Here is a 16,145-nt window from a genome sequence, read left to right as displayed (position 1 = left end):
ACCCGTCGGATCTCGGACGACGGCTCCACGATCGGCGCCCGCGGCGGTTGTATCGCAATTACGGGTACGGCTCGTCATCACGGGGGAACCATGTCACGTCTGCGTCTTTCACGTCCGCGCCTGGCCTGCGGGGTCCTGACGGCGTTGTTCGTGACACTGGTCGTGGTGACCGCTGTGACACCCGCCGCAAGCTTGGCGGCCGGCCCACCCGAGCACCTCCGGGGAGTTCTGGACGCGAGCACGTGGGCCGAGATGCGGTATCAGCAGGACGTGCTGCGCCCGTCGGCGCAGATGATCCTGGAGCGGATCGAGTCCGAGCACGCTCCGGGGTTCACGAACGTCGGATTCGAGGGCCGGGCGGTGGTGCTGTGGTGGAAGGGTGCCCTTCCCGCGCCGGTGGCCGAGGCGGTGAAGCGCGCGGAGCGGATCGCGCCGGTCGGCGTGCGGCCGGCCGCCTATTCGCGTGCCGAGCTCGACCGCGCGGCGGAACGAGTCCTGGCGGTGTCCGCGGAAACCGGCGTCAACAGCGTCGCGGCCAGCGGCGACGGCAGCGGGCTGCGCGTCACCTGGTCGGGACGGGCGGTTTCGCGAATCGCACTCTCGCACGCCGGCGTTCCGGTCACGCTCGTGGAGCGGGCGCCCGCCGAGTTCATGACCCGGGGGAACGACGGCCCGCCCTGGTGGGGTGGCGCACGGGTACACACCACCCTGGCCGGCTACTTCAAGAAGGCGTGCACCTCCGGATTCGGGGTGCGGGACCGGTTCGGAGCGGCCGAGTGGCTGGTGTCGGCCGCTCATTGCGCCTCACCGGGTTACGCCTTCGAGGATCCGACCGGCGAGGAGATCGGCGCGGTAACCCGCGAGAACTGGCGGCATGACGTGCTCCTCGTCCGGACGAACGCGGACGGCTACATCTACAACGGCCCGTTCAGCAACCCGTTCTCCTCGGCCGTGTCCGGATGGCGGAACGTCTTCACCGGAGAGCTGCTGTGCCAATCCGGCGGCAAGAGCGCGGTCGTGTGTGGCCTGCGTACGAACAACGAGTTCAACGCGTCCTACCGGCTGACCGACTCCGACGGCGACGACATCACCGTCACCAGCATGGTCACCGCGACCAGCACCCACGGGGCGACCGCGGCCCGCAAGGGGGACAGCGGTGGTCCCGTGTTCGTCTTCGACGCCGATGGCCGCCGGGTCAGCGCCCGCGGCGTCGTCAGCGGGGGCAGGCTCACCACGACCCTGCTGTTCCAGGACTTCCAGACCATCGCCGCCGACTTCGGCGTCACCCCGATCATCGGGACGCCCTGGCCAACCGGGTGAAGCGGACCCCAGTAAGGTCCTCGGACCGTTTCCAGAGAGCGGCCGCCCGTTCCGGGTCCCGGGAGGCGCGGCTCGTGCGGACGACGGTCGGCTGCCCTGTGCGCTGCATGAAGCCGTCCGGACCGACGCAGATGCCACCGGCGACGACGGGCTCGGTTGCCGCGTGCAGGATCGGGAGCGCGCCACTCCGTGGGCTCTGGGCCGCGCCACCGGCCAGGATCCTCCCCTGAAGTGACGTGTCCCGGCGCTGGCCCTCGGTCGCGGCGACGCCCGGATGCGCGGCCAAGGACAGGGTGGGGCGGCCCGCGGCGGTCAGCCGGCGCTGCAACTCGAAGGCGAACAGCAGGTTGTCCAGCTTGGACGAGGCGTAGGCCAGCCAACGCCGGTAACGCCGGTGGGGGAGCCGTCCGAGCACGTGCAGGCCGCTCGACACCGTGACGACCCGGTCGCGGATCCGGTCGATCAGCAGGCCGGTCAGCGCGAACGGCCCCAGATGGTTGGTGCCGAAGTGCAGCTCGTGTCCGTCGGCGGTCGTCGCGTAGGGCACGCCCATCACCCCGGCGTTGTTGATGAGCACGTCCACGTCACCGTGCAGGCCGTCGGCGAAGCGGCGCACCGACGCCAGGTCGGCCAGGTCGAGCGGCCGGACGAGCGTGTCGCCGCCGATCGCCGCCGCCACCGCCCGGCCCCGCACCGGGTCGCGGCAGGCCAGGATCACCCGCCAGTCCGCGGCGGCCAGCACGCCGGCCACCTCCCGGCCTAGTCCGCTTGTCGCGCCCGTGACCACCACTGTTCTTCCCATGCCGGGATCCTTCCGTGGCCGGGCCCTGGGCGCGTCCCCCGTAGGGAGGCGGTGCAAAGGCGCTGCCGTACCCCCGCGGAGGTACGGCAGCGCCGAAAGTGGGCCTCAGAGCGTAAGACCGTGGCCGTACGGGAAGAGAGGGTCCTCGGTGTCGTTCGGGACGTCCTCGCGGGAGGCGGCGACGGCCTCCATCGAGCGGGGCAGCTCGAACGGCAGGGTGCCGGACGGCTTCGTACGGCCGAAGAGGATGTCGAACAACGCCTCGTCCGAGGCGCCGAAGTTGCCCGTCAGAGCGGCGGCCCGGGACGCCAGCGGGGTGAGCACCGCCGGGCGGTCGAGCAGCACGTCGACGACCGTGGGGACCGTGTCGGCCACGGAAAGGACCGGGTCGAGCTCGGCGGCGGTGAAGTCCAGGCGGCCCGCGTGGAAGAAGGACTCGAAGCCGGTCGTGCGGGTGTCGTCGTAGGGGGCGTTGCGGCGCACGATCGCGATGTCGGCGTCGGCCGGGGACGAGACCACCTTGGCGTAGCGGGCGGCCACGTCCGGGTCGACGCCGTCGACGTAGACGTTGATGCCCTCGGACAGCGGCAGCACCGACGACTGGAGCACCACGATCGAGCGCCGCTGCGCCTCCAGGCCCGCCGCGACGTATGCCGGCCGGCCGATCTCCGTCGCCGCTTCCGGCGTGGAGACGTACCGCCGGTCGTCGAAAAGGCCCATCCGGAACTTGTCCCGCAGGATGCGGCGGGCCGACGCGTCGATCCGCTCCTCGCCCACGCGGCCCTCCTGAACGAGCTGGACGACCAGCTCGGGGCAGTACTCGCCGCCGAGTTGGTCGGCGCCGGCCTCGATGATCCGATATACCCGGTCGAGCCGGGACAGGTTTTCCACGCCCCACGCGCGGGCCGGCATCGGCGCGCCGAACACGTCGTCGGCGTCGGTCACCAGGCCCCAGTCCGTGCAGACGACACCCTCGAAGCCGTACGTCCCGCGCAGCAGCCCCTCGATGATGCCCTTGTTGAACCCGAAGCCGACCTCCTCGTACGACGTGCCGATCGGCATCCCGTAGTACGGCATGATCTGGGCCGCGCCCGCCTCGAAGGCGGCCTCGAACGGCGCCAGATGCTCGGCGAACCTTCCACCCGGATAGACCTGCTCGCGGCCGTACGGGAAATGGGCGTCCTCGCCGTTCATCTGCGGTCCGGCACCGGGAAAGTGCTTCACCATCGTGGCGACGCTGTCCGGGCCGAGCGAAGGACCTTGAAACCCTTCGATGTACGCCTTCAGCAGCGCCGCCACCGTCGCCGGATCGGAGCCGAGCGTGCCGCTGGTGCGGGCCCATCGCGGCTCGGTGGCCAGGTCGGCCATCGGGTGCAGGGCGACCCGGATCCCGGCCGCCAGGTACTCGCGCCGGGCGATGTCGGCGAACTCCCGTACGAGCGAAGGGTCCTTGGTCGCACCCAGCCCGATCGGCTCCGGCCAGACCGAGAAGCCGCCGGCGGCGGCCGAGGTCGCCGGATTGTCGATGAAACCGTGCCGCGGATCGGTCGAGACGGTCACCGGAATCCCGAGCCGGGTCCTGGCCGCCAGTTCCTGGATCCGGTTGTGCCACTCGGCGATCTTCGAAGGCGCGACCGGTCCCATCGTCAGGATGTTGACGTGGTTGATGAGCTTGTCCTCGACCAGCCAGCGCGTCGACGGGAACATGCCCTTCTCCGAGTCCGGCTCGAAGAGCGTGCCGTCCGCGTTCACGGCGGCCATCGTGTGGAACATCAGGCCGGCCTTCTCCTCGAGGGTCATCCGGCCGATCAGGTCGCTGATCCGGTCCTCTGTCTTCACAGCGGGGTTCTGGTACGGGTACATGGGGTGCCTCCGGGAGGAAGAGATCAGCGGGCGCCGCGGACGAGGCGGACCAGCAGGGAGCCGACGATCGCGACGATCGCGCCGAGGAGGAAGAGCAGGCCGTAGTTCTCGCTGTCGCTGGAGCCGATGGCGAGGACCGGGGCGGCCAGGATCGGCACGAGCGACTGGGGGAGGGCGTTGGCGATGTTCAGCACGCCCATGTCCTTGGCCGCGTCGTCCGGGTTGGGCAGCACCTCGGTGGCCAGGGCCAGGTCGACCGCGAGGTAGAGGCCCTCGCCGACGCCGAACACGAGGACGGAGACGAGGAAGAGCGCGAAGCTCTGGCTGACCGCGATGCCCAGCAGGGAGACGGCGATGACGACGCCGGCGACGAGGACGAAGGGCTTGCGGTTTCCCGTACGGTCGGACAGCCACCCGCCGATCGTCGAGCCGGCCACCATGCCGGCCGTGGTCAGCAGCGTGGCGATGAGCACGGCGGTGGCGACGTTGTCGGTGGTGTAACCGAAGCGGTCGATCAGCAGGTACGACTGGTAGGTCGTGACGCTGGCGATGCCCATCCAGATGAGGAACCGGCTGAGCAGGTTCCAGGAGAAGTCGGGGAACTTGCGCGGGTTGACGTAGAAGGTGCGCAGGAATTCCTTGAAGTCGTACGTCTCGTGCTGGCCGGCGGCGGCCGGGCGGTCCTTGAGGATCGAGATGAGCAGCGCCACGGTGAGGGTGCCGATGACCGCGGGGACCATGAACATCGCGAAGGTGTGACCGGAGAGCAGCGCGGCCAGGGCGGTGCCGGCCAGGATCGCGATCGAGGTCATCAGGCCGAGGATGCCGCCGACGCGGCCACGCTGATGGGCGGGCACCTGGTCGGGCAGCAGCGCGGTCAGGGTGGCCAGGGTCGCGTTCACGCCGAGCTGCGTGACGGCCCAGCCGAGGGTGAGCACCGGGATCGAGCTGCCGGTGGCGACGATGGCGAGACCGAGCAGACCGGCGATCATGCCGCCGATGAGCCAGGGCCGGCGCCGCCCGAAACGTGACCGGGTGCGGTCGCTCATGGCGCCGAAGAAGGGGTTGCCGACGAGAGCGAGCAGCGCGCCCACGGAGAGCACGGCGCTCAGGGCGGAGGCCTTGTTGTCCGGGGCGATCTCGGCCACGCGGACGGAGAGGGTGACCACGACCGGCGTCATGATCGTCAGGTAGGCGCCGAACTGCGCGAGCGCCATCGCGGAGATCAGGCGCTTGGGCGCGTCCGGGGGAGTCACCTTCAGCGGGACGCCGCTGATCGGGTTCACCTGGTCGATCATCTGATCGTTCAGCGAGGGGTCGGCGGTCCGCAGGCCGGCAACCGGTGGCAACTCGGTCATCGCAACCTCCTTGGGTTACGCAAATGTGGGACAGGTACCTTGCCGGGCCCGGCTCGTTACCACCTGATATCTCGAAGGTAATGAGCCGATTAACACCAAACCAGAGGTAGATCGGCCGTACGGAAGCTCTGATTCGTCTTCTTCCTCGGTTATTTCTGCGAGTTTTCGGGGCTCGGGTGCCAGGTGTTGTGGGTCACTGCGGCCTTAACCGAGAAAACGAGCAAAACCCGGGGGTACGCTTCGGCGATGGCGACCCGCCCCGCGCAAATCACCGGCCGCGACCTGGTGCTGGCGACCGTCCGCGACGCCGGCCCGATCAGCCGCACCGACCTCATCCGCCGTACGGGCATGGCCCGCGAGACGGTGAACGGCCTGCTCACCAAGCTGCTGGCGGCCGGCGCCCTGGTCGAGTCGGACCCGGTGGCGGCCGGCCATCAGGGCCGGCCGGCGAGGTTGCTGTCGCTGGGACCGGCCGCGGGCTACGTGGTCGGGGCGATCCTCGACTCGGCGGGCGGCGGCCCGGGGGTGGCGGCGGCGCGGGTGGCCGTGGCCGGGCTGACCGGCGAGATCGAGGTGGAGCGCGGCCGGGTCCTCACCGGGACGACGCCGGGGGAGATCCTCGACGAGTTCGCCGCGCTCATCACGGAGTGCGTGCCGGACGGCCGGCGGGTCTGGCTGACCGTCATCGGACTACCGGCGCCGGTGGCGGGCGGGGTGGTGCACACCAGCAGCGTGCTGCCCGGCTGGGCCGGGTTCGCGGCCGGACCGGAGCTGCGCCGGCGGCTCGGGCACGGGGTGGCGGTGGTCAACGACGCCAACCTGAGCCTGCTGGGCGAGGTGAACCACGGCGTGGCCCAAGGCCGGCGCGACGTCTGCTACTTGAGGATCGCCTCGGGCATCGGCTGCGGCCTGCTGCTGGACGGCGAGGTGCACCGGGGAGCAACCGGCGTGGCCGGCGAGATCGGCCACGTGCAGGTCGACGAGACGGGAGCCTTGTGCCGCTGCGGCAACCGGGGTTGCCTGGAGACGATCGCGGCTCCGCGCGAGTTGCTGGCCGCCCTGTCCGCGAGCTACGGCGAGGCGGTGACCGCCGAGCGGGCCTTGGAACTGGCCACCCGCGACGCCATAGCCCAGCGGGTCCTGGCCGACGCGGGCCGCATGATCGGCCGGGTGGTGGCCGACCTGGCCAACACGATCAACCCATCGCTGGTGGTCCTCGACGGCCCCCTGATCACCGAGGACGGCCCCATCGTGGCCGGAGTGCGGGAGTCCTTGCTGCGCTACGCCCAGCCGGCAGTAGCCGAACAAACCGAAATCCACGCCGGCACACTCGCAGGCCGAGCCGCCTTGCTGGGCGCGGTAGCCGCCGCCTTGAGCCGCCTGCCCCCATCCGCCCCGTCCGTTCCTCCCACGTCACCCACGCCTTCCATTTCGTCCACGCCCCACCCGATGTCCGGGTCGGTTGCGGCGTCCGGGCCGATTGTGCCGTCCGGGTCGGTTGCGGCTCCCGGTTCGCCTGCGGCCTCCGGATCCCTTGCGGCCTCCGGAGCCCTTCCGTCCTTCGAGTTCCGCCCGGCCCTTGAGTCTCATGCGGCGTCCGGGTCCGACGCGTCCTTCGAGTTCCGCCCGGCCCTTGAGTCTCATGCGGCCTCCGGGCTCGACGCGTTCCCCGAGTTCCGCCCGGCCTTTGAGTCTCATCCGGCCTCCGGACCCGACGCGATCCCCTCGCTCCCCTCGCTCCCCGATCCCACCTCACCGCCCGCGCCCGATGAAGGAGATAAATCGGGTATGTCCGGCCCGAGAGCGGTAGGACGACCCGGCGAACTGTCGGGAGGCGTGGAGCTTCGTGGTGGTGGCGCCGAGTGGCGCGGTGGTGGCGCCGAGTGGCGTGGTGGTGGCGCCGAAGGGCGTGGTGAGGCGGGAGGCGTGGAGCTTCGCGGTTTCGGCGCCGAAGGGCGTGGTGAGGCGGGAGGCGTGGAGCGTCGTGGTGGTGAGGCCGAGCGGCGTGCGGGTGAGGCCGAGCGGCGCGGTGGTGAGGCCGGAAGCGTGGAGCGTCGTAGTGGTGAGGCCGAGCGGCGTGCGGGTGAGGCCGAGCGGCGCGGTGGTGAGGCCGGAAGCGTGGAGCGCCGCGCTGGCCAGGTGGAGCGGCGTGCGGGTGAGGCCGAGCGGCGCGGTGGTGAGGCGGGAAGCGTAGGGCGGCGTGGTGAAGTGGAAGCTGTCGCGCAGCGGAACCTCTCGCCTCGGCAGCGGGAGCGGGCTGCTCGGCGGGAGCGGATTGTTGGGCTTCTGCGGTCTCATGGGGCTCTGGCCCGCAGCGATGTCGTGCGGCTGACCAAACTTCCCCGGGCCGCCGTTGTCGAGCTGCTTGACGATATGCGCCGCGATGGGCTTGTCGAGCCCTGCGATCTGCCTCCGGAAGGGCGGTCGGGGCGGCCCTCGCCCGGGTTTCGGCTTGTCACGCCCAAGGAACTGCTCGCCGGGGCGGCCATCAGCGCGTACGGGATCCGGGTCGTTGTCGCCGACGGCGCCGGGGCCGTGCTTCACCAGGCCGCCCATCCGAATTCCATGAGCTTGACCGGTGAGGCTCCGGTTCGGCTGGCCGGGGAGCTCATCGCTGACCTGCTTGCCGCGCACGGGCACGACGTTGGGGATCTGCGTGAGGTCGGGCTCAGCGTTCCCGCGCCCGTCGATCCGGTCACCGGGCATTTCGGCACGCGCGGGATTCTGCCCATGTTCTCCGGGTTCGCGCCAGCCGATGTCATCACCGACGTGCTCGGCGTGCCCTGCCGGGTCGAGAACAACGCCGATCTGGCCGCTCTCGCCGAGGTTCGGCGGGGCGCCGCCGTCGGGGCCCGGGATGTTCTCTTCCTGCGCGCCGACCAATACACGGGGGCCGGCATCGTGGCCGGTGGCCGCATGTACCGGGGCGCTCTCGGCTACGCCGGTGAGGTCGGTCATCTCAACGTGCGCGAGGTCGGGCCGCTCTGCATCTGCGGCAGCCGTGGGTGCCTCTCCACCTTTCTGTCGCCCGCCTCCTTCGGGGCCGTTCTCGACGCCGCTCCCTTCATCCGCGAGTCCGAGGATCCCGAGGAGCGGCTGCTCAAGCTGGCCGCCAGTGGGCACCGGCCGGCCCAGCGGGCCCTGCTCGACGCCGGGCGGCTGATCGGGCGGTCGGTCGCGCCGCTCACCAACATGCTCAACCCGGCCGTTGTCGTCGTCGGCGGGCGCTACGGTGTGGCCGGGCCGCATGTCGAGGAGGGTATCCGCGAGTCGCTTCTGCGGCACTGCACTCAGGCCGTCACTGCCGAGCTCACTGTTGTGCGCAGTGGCCTGACCCTCGACGCCGAGGTGCTCGGCGCCGTCGAGTCGCTGCTGCCTTAGAGGTTCAGGATGCCGGACAGGCGGGCCAGGTCCGGATAGCGGGCCGTCTTCAGCAGAGCCACCACCTCGTCGCGCGTGCGGGCGGCCGCCTCCAGGTCCCCGGCGTCGCGATGGCAGGCGTACAAACCAATTAGCGGCTCGATGCGCAGGTCGGCCACCTCGCCGTACAACTCGATGGCCTTGCCGAAAGCGGCGACAGCCGCGGTGAGATCGCCCGTGTGCTGGTGGAAGCGGGCCAGCTGCATCCAGCCGGCCGCCGCGCCGTACGGGTGCCGCCACCGCTCGCTGATGGCGATGCTCTCCTCGAACAGCCGGCGGGCCTCGCCGTGCCCGCCCGGCTGGTGGGCGTGGTACCAGGCGATCGGGTGCAGCGCGTTCGCCACCTCGACCGCGCCCTGCTCGCTGCCCATCCGCAGGTAGTTGTCGCGGGCCTCGACCGCGTACGGATGGGCGGCCTCGGCCTGCGCGCGGGTCGGCACGTCGTGCACCGTCACTATCGAGACGGCGACGCTGAGCAGCCCGTGCGCCATCCGGCCCGGGTCGTCCATCTCGCGGCCGATCGCTATCGCCTTCTCCAGCTCGGCCCTCGCCTCCTCGGGGCGGCCGAGCCGCAGGAGGCCGCGCCCCACCATGTAGCGCAGATATCCGGTCCACCAGCGGTCGCCGGTGATCTCCAGGGCGTCGGTGGCCAGGTCCAGCGCGTCGACCAGATGGAAGCGGATGTCCTGCTGGTACGACGCCAAGGTCCAGACGAACAGGGGCAGGTAGTGCTCCGCGGGGCCGGTGCGGCACAGGTCCAGCAACGAGAGGATGTTGTCGTACTCGGAGTCCAGCCACGCCAGCGCCCCGGGCACATCGGCGAACGCCGCCACCGTGATGCCCGGCCGCGGGTCGCCGACCATCACCGGGCGGCGGTACGGGTACTGCGCCTGCGCCGCGTTCCGCGACGAATGCAGATAGAAATCCAGGAGGCGGGTCACGGCCGCGTCGCGTTCCTCCGCCGGGTCGACCCTTCCGGCCGTTTCTTTGGCGTACGCCCGGACGAGGTCATGCAGGGTGAAGCGCCCGGGCCGGTGCTCGGCGATCAGGTGGGCGTCGGTGAGCCGGCGCAGCAGCATGCGGGCCACGGCCGGTTCCGTTCCGCCCAGCGCGGCCGCCGCGGCCACGCTCAGGTCGGGCCCCGGATGCAGCGCGATCAGCCGGAACATCCGCGCCGCGAGTGGGACCAGCCGCCGGTACGACCACGAGAACACCGCCCGCAGGTCGTGTTTCACGCCCGGCACCGCGAAGCCGTCGAGCCCCTCCGCGTAGGCGAGCTCGGCGTCGATCTCGGCCAGCGGAAAGGCCCCGCGAGCGCAGACCAGGGCCAGCGCCAGCGGCAGCCCGCCGCAGCGCTCCACGATCGCGTCGCGCGCCCCGGGGTCGGCGTCGACCACCTCGTCGCCGAGGCGGCGCCGCAGATAGGCCACCGACTCGGCCGGCCGGAAGGCGTCCAGCCGCATCGGATAGGCCCCGTCGGTGACGATCAGGTCGATGAGGTGGCTGCGGCTGGTCACCACGACCGCGCAGTCCGGGTTTCCGGGCAGCAGCGGGCGCACCTGGTCGGCGTCGCGGGCGTTGTCGAGCACCAGCAGCATCCGCCGGGCCGCGAGCACACTGCGGAACAGCGCCGTCCGGTCCGCTGTGGACGGCGGGATCCGCTGGTCGGGCACGCCCAGCGCGCCCAGGAAGGCCGCCAGCGCGTCGCCCGGGTCGGCCGCCGCGTCCTCGGGCCCGAAGCCGCGCAGGTCGACGTGGAGCTGCCCGTCCGGATAGCGGGCGGCGGCCTGGTGGGCCCACCGCACGGCCAGGGTGGTCTTGCCGACCCCGCCCGTGCCGCTGACCACGACCAGGGCCGGGGTGTGCCGGTCGAGGCGGCGCAGCTCGTCCGAGCGCCCGGCGAACGCCGGTTGGGCCCGGGGCAGCTGGGCCGGGCGCACCGGGGTCGGGCCGGGCCGCAGCGCCGCCTCCAGCACGTCGGCCCGCTGCTCGCGGATGGCCTGTTCGAGCGCGGCCAGCGCCGGGTCGGGGTCGAGGCCGAGCTCGTCGGCGACAACCCGCCGGTGCTCGCCGAGCACGGACAGGGCCTCGCCGGAGCGGCTGGCCGCCCACAGCGCCAGCGCGAGCAGCCGCCACGGCTCGCCGCGCAGCGGGTCCTCGCCGGTGAGGGCGCGGGCGGCCGGGATGGCCTCGTCGGTGCGCTCCAGGCGCAGCAGGGCGTCGACCGCGCGCTCGCGGGCGGTGTGGTGCAGCTCGGTGAGGCGGGCGGTCTCGGTGGCGGCCCACTCGTCGTCGGCGAACTGCTCGTAGGGGCGGCCGCGCCACAGCTGGAGCGCGTCGTGGAGCCGCTCGAGCGCCCCGGCCGGGGGCAGCCCGTCGGCCGCCCGCAGACCCTGCTCGAAGCGGCCGGCGTCGAGCGAACCGGCCGGCAGCCGCAGCGCGTAGCCGGCGGCCTCGCGCACGAGCAGTTGGGCGGCGCCGCGTGGTGGGCGGCGCGGTTCCAGCGCGCGCCGCAGCCGGGAGACGTGCGATTGCAGCACCGCCGCGGCCCCGGCCGGCGGCGCGGCGCCCCACAAATGGTCGATCAGCCGGTCGGAGGCGACCGGGCGGCCACGGGCGGCGGCCAGGATCGCCAGCACGGCGAGCGGCTGGTTGCCGCGGACGGCGATCGGCTCGCCGTCGAGGAGCACTTCGACCGGACCGAGAACCCGCATCTCGATCACGCACACGATCCTATGTGGGTGGCCACCCGCGTTGAACTGCTGAAACGGTCGGGTAATCGACATCGAGGATCATCCGGTTCAGCTTCTGCAGCTCCGGAATCGGTTCCACCCCCAGTTCCGTGGCGAGCGTGTAACGGACCGTGCGGTAGTGGGCCAGCGCCTCGGCCCGGCGGCCCGCGCGGTGCAGCGCGGTCAGCAACAGCGCGTGCCCCGGCTCGTGCAGGGGGCGTTCGGCGACGAGCTCCCGCAGACCGGCGATCGCCTCCTCGTAGCGGCCCGTCTCGACCAGCACGGCGAGCAGGCGCGTGGTGGCCGTGCGGCACAGCTCGTCGAGGCGTTCGCGCTGCTCGGCCGCGAAAGACCCGGACACCCCTTCCAGCGGTACGCCCCGGCGCAGCGCGACAGCGGCCTCGAGCTCGGCCGCCGCGACCGCGGGCCCGGCCGCGACGGCACGGGTGAGGTGACCGGTGAGGCGGCGGGCGTCGACCGACTCGGAGGGCACGTGCAGCGTGTAGCCGCCACCGAACCAGCCGAGCTGGACCGGGCCGCCGCTGAGCGTGCGGCGCAACCGGTGGACGTACGTGGGAACCTGATTTTGATCTCCGATGGCCTCGGCGAGCTCGCCCGTGCTGGTGCGGGCGCCCTCGCGCAGCAGCAGGACGGCGAGGACCGTGCGCTGCCGAGCGTCGCCCAGCGGCAGCTCGACGCCGTCGCGCCAGGCGCGGACCGGGCCGAGGAGGGAGAAGGTGATGCCGGCGCTCACCAGGGCTGCGGCTCCCGCAGCCGGGACACGTTCCGCTGGTATTGATGGCGGCCGACCAGCCACCACGCCATCCGGCCGGTGAGCGGCACCTTGGCCAGGAAGTGCCGGCGCTCGTCGGGCTCGGCCTCCTCCAGGATCGCGCCCAGGGTGAGGGTGGCCAGGCCCCGGCTTGCCACCTGCTCCCACTCGGCCGGCGACAGATGCTCGGCGATCAGGGGCAGGATCAGCTCCTCCTCGTCGTCGAGATGCTCCACGAGGGCGGTCCGGTGCTCGGCGAGATGGCCGGCCAGCTCGTCCCGTACGGCCTCGGCCGCACCCAGCTCCCAGCGGGGGAGAAGGTCGCCGATGGCCAGGATGGTGTGCTCCAGCCGGCCGTGCTGGGTCTCCATGCGGCCCACGAGCTCGTCGTAGAGGCGGGCCCGCTCCCGCAACAGGGGCCACAGCAGCTCATCCTCGACCCGGTGGTGGCACAGCAGCTCACCGGTGTAGCGCCGGACCGCGTCGGCCACCTGCGTGGCGCGCCCGGTGTCGCCGGGACGGCATCCGGTCACGAACCGCGACAGCAGCGCGGCCTCGCGGCGGAACACCCGGTGAATGGCCACCAGCTCGTGGTCCATGGTCATCTCGTTCACGATCGCGCAGTCTCGGGGAAGTCACTTGCCCGCGACTTGACGGGCCTTAAGCCGGGCCCACCGCCTGCCGATGCGGAGGGGGACGGAAATCCCTCGCTACGGAAGGCGCGCATGTCCACCGATACCCAAACCCGCCTCACGAGGCCGGCGGCCGACCAGGGCTCCGGACGCTGGTGGGCACTGGTCGTGCTCGCCATGGCCCAGCTCATGGTGGTGCTCGACGCCACCATCGTGAACATCGCGCTGCCCACCGCGCAGGCCGATCTGGCGTTCTCCGACGCCGACCGGCAGTGGGTCGTCACCGGATACGCCCTCGCCTTCGGCAGCCTGCTGCTGCTCGGCGGGCGCCTGTCCGACTTCTTCGGCCGCAAGAAGATGTTCCTCATCGGCCTGATCGGATTCGCCCTGGCCTCGGCGCTGGGCGGCGCGGCCAACGGCCTCGAGATGCTCATCGTGGCCCGCGCGCTGCAGGGCGCGTTCGGCGCTCTGCTCGCCCCGGCCGCCCTGTCGCTGCTGTCGACCACGTTCACCGAGCCGGCCGAGCGTGGCAAGGCGTTCGGCATCTTCGGCGCCATCTCCGGCGCCGGTGGCGCCGTCGGCCTGCTGCTCGGCGGCGTCCTCACCGAGTACGCCTCGTGGCGCTGGTGCCTCTACGTCAACCTGGTCATCGCGGCCATCGCGGTCGTCGGCGGCCTCATGAAGCTCCAGGACGAGCCGGTCGACGGCAAGGGCAAGATCGACATCCCGGGCGTCGTCTCGGTCGTCATCGGTCTGGTCGGCCTGGTCTACGGTCTCGGCAAGGCGGAGACCGACGGCTGGACGGCCGCGGCCACCCTCGTCCCGATCATCGTGGGTGTCGTCTTCCTCATCGCCTTCGTGCTCATCGAGCGCCGGGTCGCGCAGCCGCTGCTGCCGCTGCGCGTGGTACTCGACCGCAACCGCGGCGGCTCCTACGCCGCGATCGGCATCGCCGGCGCCGGCATGTTCGGCATCTTCCTGTTCCTCACCTACTTCCTCACCTCGATCCTCGGCTTCACCCCGATCCAGACCGGCCTGGCGTTCCTGCCCATGCTCGCCTGCATCATGGTGTCGGCCACGCTGGCCGGCTCGATCCTCACCCCGAAGGTCGGCCCGCGCCCGCTCGTCCCGGCCGGCGCGCTCGTCGCCGCGGTCGGCATGGCCTATCTGACCCGCCTTCAGCTCGATTCGTCGTACGCCGGTGGCGTGCTGCCCGGCCTGCTCATCATCGGCCTCGGCCTGGGCCTGGTCTTCGCCCCCACGCAGAACGCCGCCACCAGCGGCGTGCAGCACCACGACGCGGGCGTCGCCTCGGCGATGATCAACACGGTGCAGCAGATCGGCGGCTCGATCGGCACCGCGCTGCTCAGCTCGTTCGCGGCGACCGCCGCCACGAACTACGCCTCCTCGCACACCCCGTCGGCCACCCTGGCCGCCGAGGCCCAGCTGCAGAGCTACCACACCGTGTTCTGGTGGTCCTGCGCGTTCTTCCTGGTCTGCGCGGTGGTGTCGGCCCTGATGTTCCGCACCGGCCCGCTCGACGTGGACCCGGACGCGCCGCCCGCGATGGCGCACTGATCCGAGAGAGCCCCGGCCGATCCGGCCGGGGCTCTTTCGTGTGCTTGATCATCTTTCGCCATGCGTAGCGATCTTTGGTAATAATGTCCATCAATGAGCAAGGATGAGTGGCAGCGATGGCGGCGCGAGGTCTTCGGTGACCCGTACCTCGTCCACCACAACGGGCCCGATTTCACCGGCCTGCTGACGGCCGTCCGCGCCGACCCCCGGGCGGTCGAGCGCATGCTCCGCGCCGGCCTGTCCGCCGGTGACCCTCTCGCGGCCCAGTCGTTCACCGCCCTGGCCGCCGCCGGCCGCGCTCCGGCCGACGCCGTGAGCTACCTGCGAGGAGCCCTGCACGGCGCCTCGGGCCCGGCGTCCGGCGAGATGCGCATCCGGGTCGCCGAGGCCCTCTACACGATCACCGGCGACCCGTCCTGGTCCCGCCCCATCGTCGGCGTGCTCGGCGCGGCCCCGTCCGAGTTCGCCCGCCTCGACGCGGCCATCGCCCTGGCCCGCTTCCCACCCGACAGCGCGGTCGTGGCCGCGCTCGCCGCCGCCGTGGCCGACCCCGAATATCTGGTCCGCTACCACGCCGCCAGCACCCTGCTGCGCTACGCCGGCGACCGGCGGCCGCCGGAGAACGTCCCGGCCCTGTTCGACCGCCTCCGCGCCGCCGCCGAGGACCAGTGGCGCTCGGCCGCCGACGAACTGGCGGCCCGGGTCAGGAGCACCTGAGGTCTTCGTCGAACCGCGCGAGGTCTTTGTCAGGACCGCGCGAGGCCTTTGTCAGGACCGCGCGGCCAGCCCGTCCAGCCGCGTCAGGGCTTCGCCCGGCAGCTTCAGATCGCCCGCGGCCACGTTCTCGCGCAGGTGGGCGACCGACGACGTGCCGGGGATGGGCAGGATGGTCGGCGACCGGTGCAGCAGCCAGGCCAGCGCTGTCTGCTGGGGCGTGGCGCCGAGCTCGGCCGCCACCTCGTTCAGCACCCCGGACTGCAGCGGGTTGAAACCGCCCAGCGGGAAGAACGGCACGAAACCGATCCCGTCGGCGGCCAGAGCGTCGACCAGGGCGTCGTCGTCGCGCACGGCCACGTTGTACATGTTCTGCACGAAGACGATCGGCGCGATCGCCCGCGCCTCGGCCACCTGCCCGGCCGTCACGTTCGACAGGCCGAGGTGCCGGACGAGCCCCTCGCGCTGCATCTCCACCAGCTCGCCGAACCGGTCGGCCAGCGGCTCGCCCTTCTCGACCCGCAGGTTGACGCCGTCGAGCGCGTCCAGCCCGAGCCGCCTCAGGTTGTCCCGCACCTGCTCGCGAAGGTTGTGCGGTGACGGGTTCCAACCGCCGTCCGCGCCGCGGCTGTAGCCCACCTTGGTGACGATGCGCAGGCTGTCCGGATAGGGATGCAGAGCCTCCCGGATGATCTCGTTGGTGACGAACGGCCCGTAGTAGTCGCTGGTGTCGATGTGGGTGACGCCGAGCTCGACGGCGGTGCGCAGCACCTGGACGGCCCCGGCCCGGTCGCGCGGCGGCCCGAAGGCGCCCGGCCCGGCCAGCTGCATGGCCCCGAACCCGATGCGGGACAGGACGAGGTCGTCGGCAAGCTTCAGGGTTTCGGTCATGCCGGCAAGCCTGCTCCGGCCGGCCCGGGTCTGGGAGCCACAAGCTGTACCACCCACGGGCCG

11 protein-coding genes are annotated in these 16,145 nt (G+C 71.9%); 4 read left to right on the top strand and 7 right to left on the bottom strand.

What is annotated here, in order from left to right; genetic code table 11:
• Positions 1 to 90 precede the first annotated feature (90 nt).
• Positions 91 to 1,320: a chymotrypsin family serine protease gene (locus tag ACQP2X_RS27075; protein WP_498686564.1), complete on the top strand. Its 1,230-nt coding sequence runs from the start codon at positions 91 to 93 to the stop codon at positions 1,318 to 1,320.
• Here ACQP2X_RS27075 and ACQP2X_RS27070 read toward each other — a convergent pair.
• The 3 genes from ACQP2X_RS27070 to ACQP2X_RS27060 form a co-directional block, all read right to left on the bottom strand.
• On the bottom strand, positions 1,292 to 2,122 hold the full coding sequence (locus tag ACQP2X_RS27070; protein WP_498686562.1) for an oxidoreductase: 831 nt from the start codon (positions 2,120 to 2,122) through the stop codon (positions 1,292 to 1,294). The two genes, ACQP2X_RS27075 and ACQP2X_RS27070, sit on opposite strands and share 29 nt — an antisense overlap.
• Positions 2,123 to 2,227: 105 nt before the next feature.
• Positions 2,228 to 3,961 (bottom strand): glycoside hydrolase family 3 protein, encoded by a 1,734-nt coding sequence (locus ACQP2X_RS27065; RefSeq protein WP_498686560.1) that lies wholly within the window; start codon positions 3,959 to 3,961, stop codon positions 2,228 to 2,230.
• Positions 3,962 to 4,008: 47 nt separating this feature from the next.
• Entirely contained in the window at positions 4,009 to 5,343 is a 1,335-nt protein-coding gene (locus ACQP2X_RS27060; RefSeq protein WP_498686558.1) for an MFS transporter, read from the bottom strand.
• A gap of 246 nt (positions 5,344 to 5,589) precedes the next feature.
• Between ACQP2X_RS27060 and ACQP2X_RS27055 the strand changes: the two genes are divergently transcribed.
• A complete protein-coding gene (locus tag ACQP2X_RS27055; RefSeq protein ID WP_498686556.1) occupies positions 5,590 to 8,724 on the top strand; it encodes an ROK family protein in 3,135 nt (1,044 codons plus the stop codon).
• On the opposite strand, the gene ACQP2X_RS27050 is transcribed toward ACQP2X_RS27055, so the two are convergent.
• From ACQP2X_RS27050 to ACQP2X_RS27040, 3 genes are read right to left on the bottom strand one after another with little or no spacing between them, the layout of a single operon-like run.
• Entirely contained in the window at positions 8,721 to 11,477 is a 2,757-nt protein-coding gene (locus tag ACQP2X_RS27050; RefSeq protein WP_498701054.1) for an AfsR/SARP family transcriptional regulator, read from the bottom strand. The genes ACQP2X_RS27055 and ACQP2X_RS27050 overlap by 4 nt on opposite strands.
• A gap of 19 nt (positions 11,478 to 11,496) precedes the next feature.
• Entirely contained in the window at positions 11,497 to 12,249 is a 753-nt protein-coding gene (locus ACQP2X_RS27045; protein WP_498686555.1) for an AfsR/SARP family transcriptional regulator, read from the bottom strand.
• Positions 12,246 to 12,872, bottom strand: a complete 627-nt coding sequence (locus ACQP2X_RS27040; protein ID WP_498686554.1) for a hemerythrin domain-containing protein — start codon at positions 12,870 to 12,872, stop codon at positions 12,246 to 12,248. Before ACQP2X_RS27040 ends, ACQP2X_RS27045 begins: the two co-directional genes overlap by 4 nt.
• A gap of 120 nt (positions 12,873 to 12,992) precedes the next feature.
• Here ACQP2X_RS27040 and ACQP2X_RS27035 point away from each other — a divergent pair, with 120 nt between their 5' ends.
• Together ACQP2X_RS27035 and ACQP2X_RS27030 are read left to right on the top strand one after the other, a co-directional pair.
• Positions 12,993 to 14,477: a DHA2 family efflux MFS transporter permease subunit gene (locus tag ACQP2X_RS27035; RefSeq protein ID WP_498686552.1), complete on the top strand. Its 1,485-nt coding sequence runs from the start codon at positions 12,993 to 12,995 to the stop codon at positions 14,475 to 14,477.
• Between the two features lie 93 nt (positions 14,478 to 14,570).
• Positions 14,571 to 15,194 carry a hypothetical protein gene (locus ACQP2X_RS27030; RefSeq protein ID WP_498686550.1) on the top strand — a complete coding sequence of 208 codons (624 nt, stop codon included), beginning with the start codon at positions 14,571 to 14,573 and terminating at the stop codon, positions 15,192 to 15,194.
• 51 nt (positions 15,195 to 15,245) lie between these two features.
• Here ACQP2X_RS27030 and ACQP2X_RS27025 read toward each other — a convergent pair whose 3' ends face one another.
• Positions 15,246 to 16,082 carry an oxidoreductase gene (locus ACQP2X_RS27025; RefSeq protein ID WP_498686547.1) on the bottom strand — a complete coding sequence of 279 codons (837 nt, stop codon included), beginning with the start codon at positions 16,080 to 16,082 and terminating at the stop codon, positions 15,246 to 15,248.
• Positions 16,083 to 16,145 lie beyond the last annotated feature (63 nt).

The sequence above is a fragment of the Actinoplanes sp. CA-131856 genome (assembly GCF_050956135.1).
Taxonomy (GTDB): domain Bacteria; phylum Actinomycetota; class Actinomycetes; order Mycobacteriales; family Micromonosporaceae; genus Actinoplanes.
The sequence above is the reverse complement of the archived record's forward strand: the minus strand, read 5'-3'. Positions and strand labels throughout refer to the sequence as shown.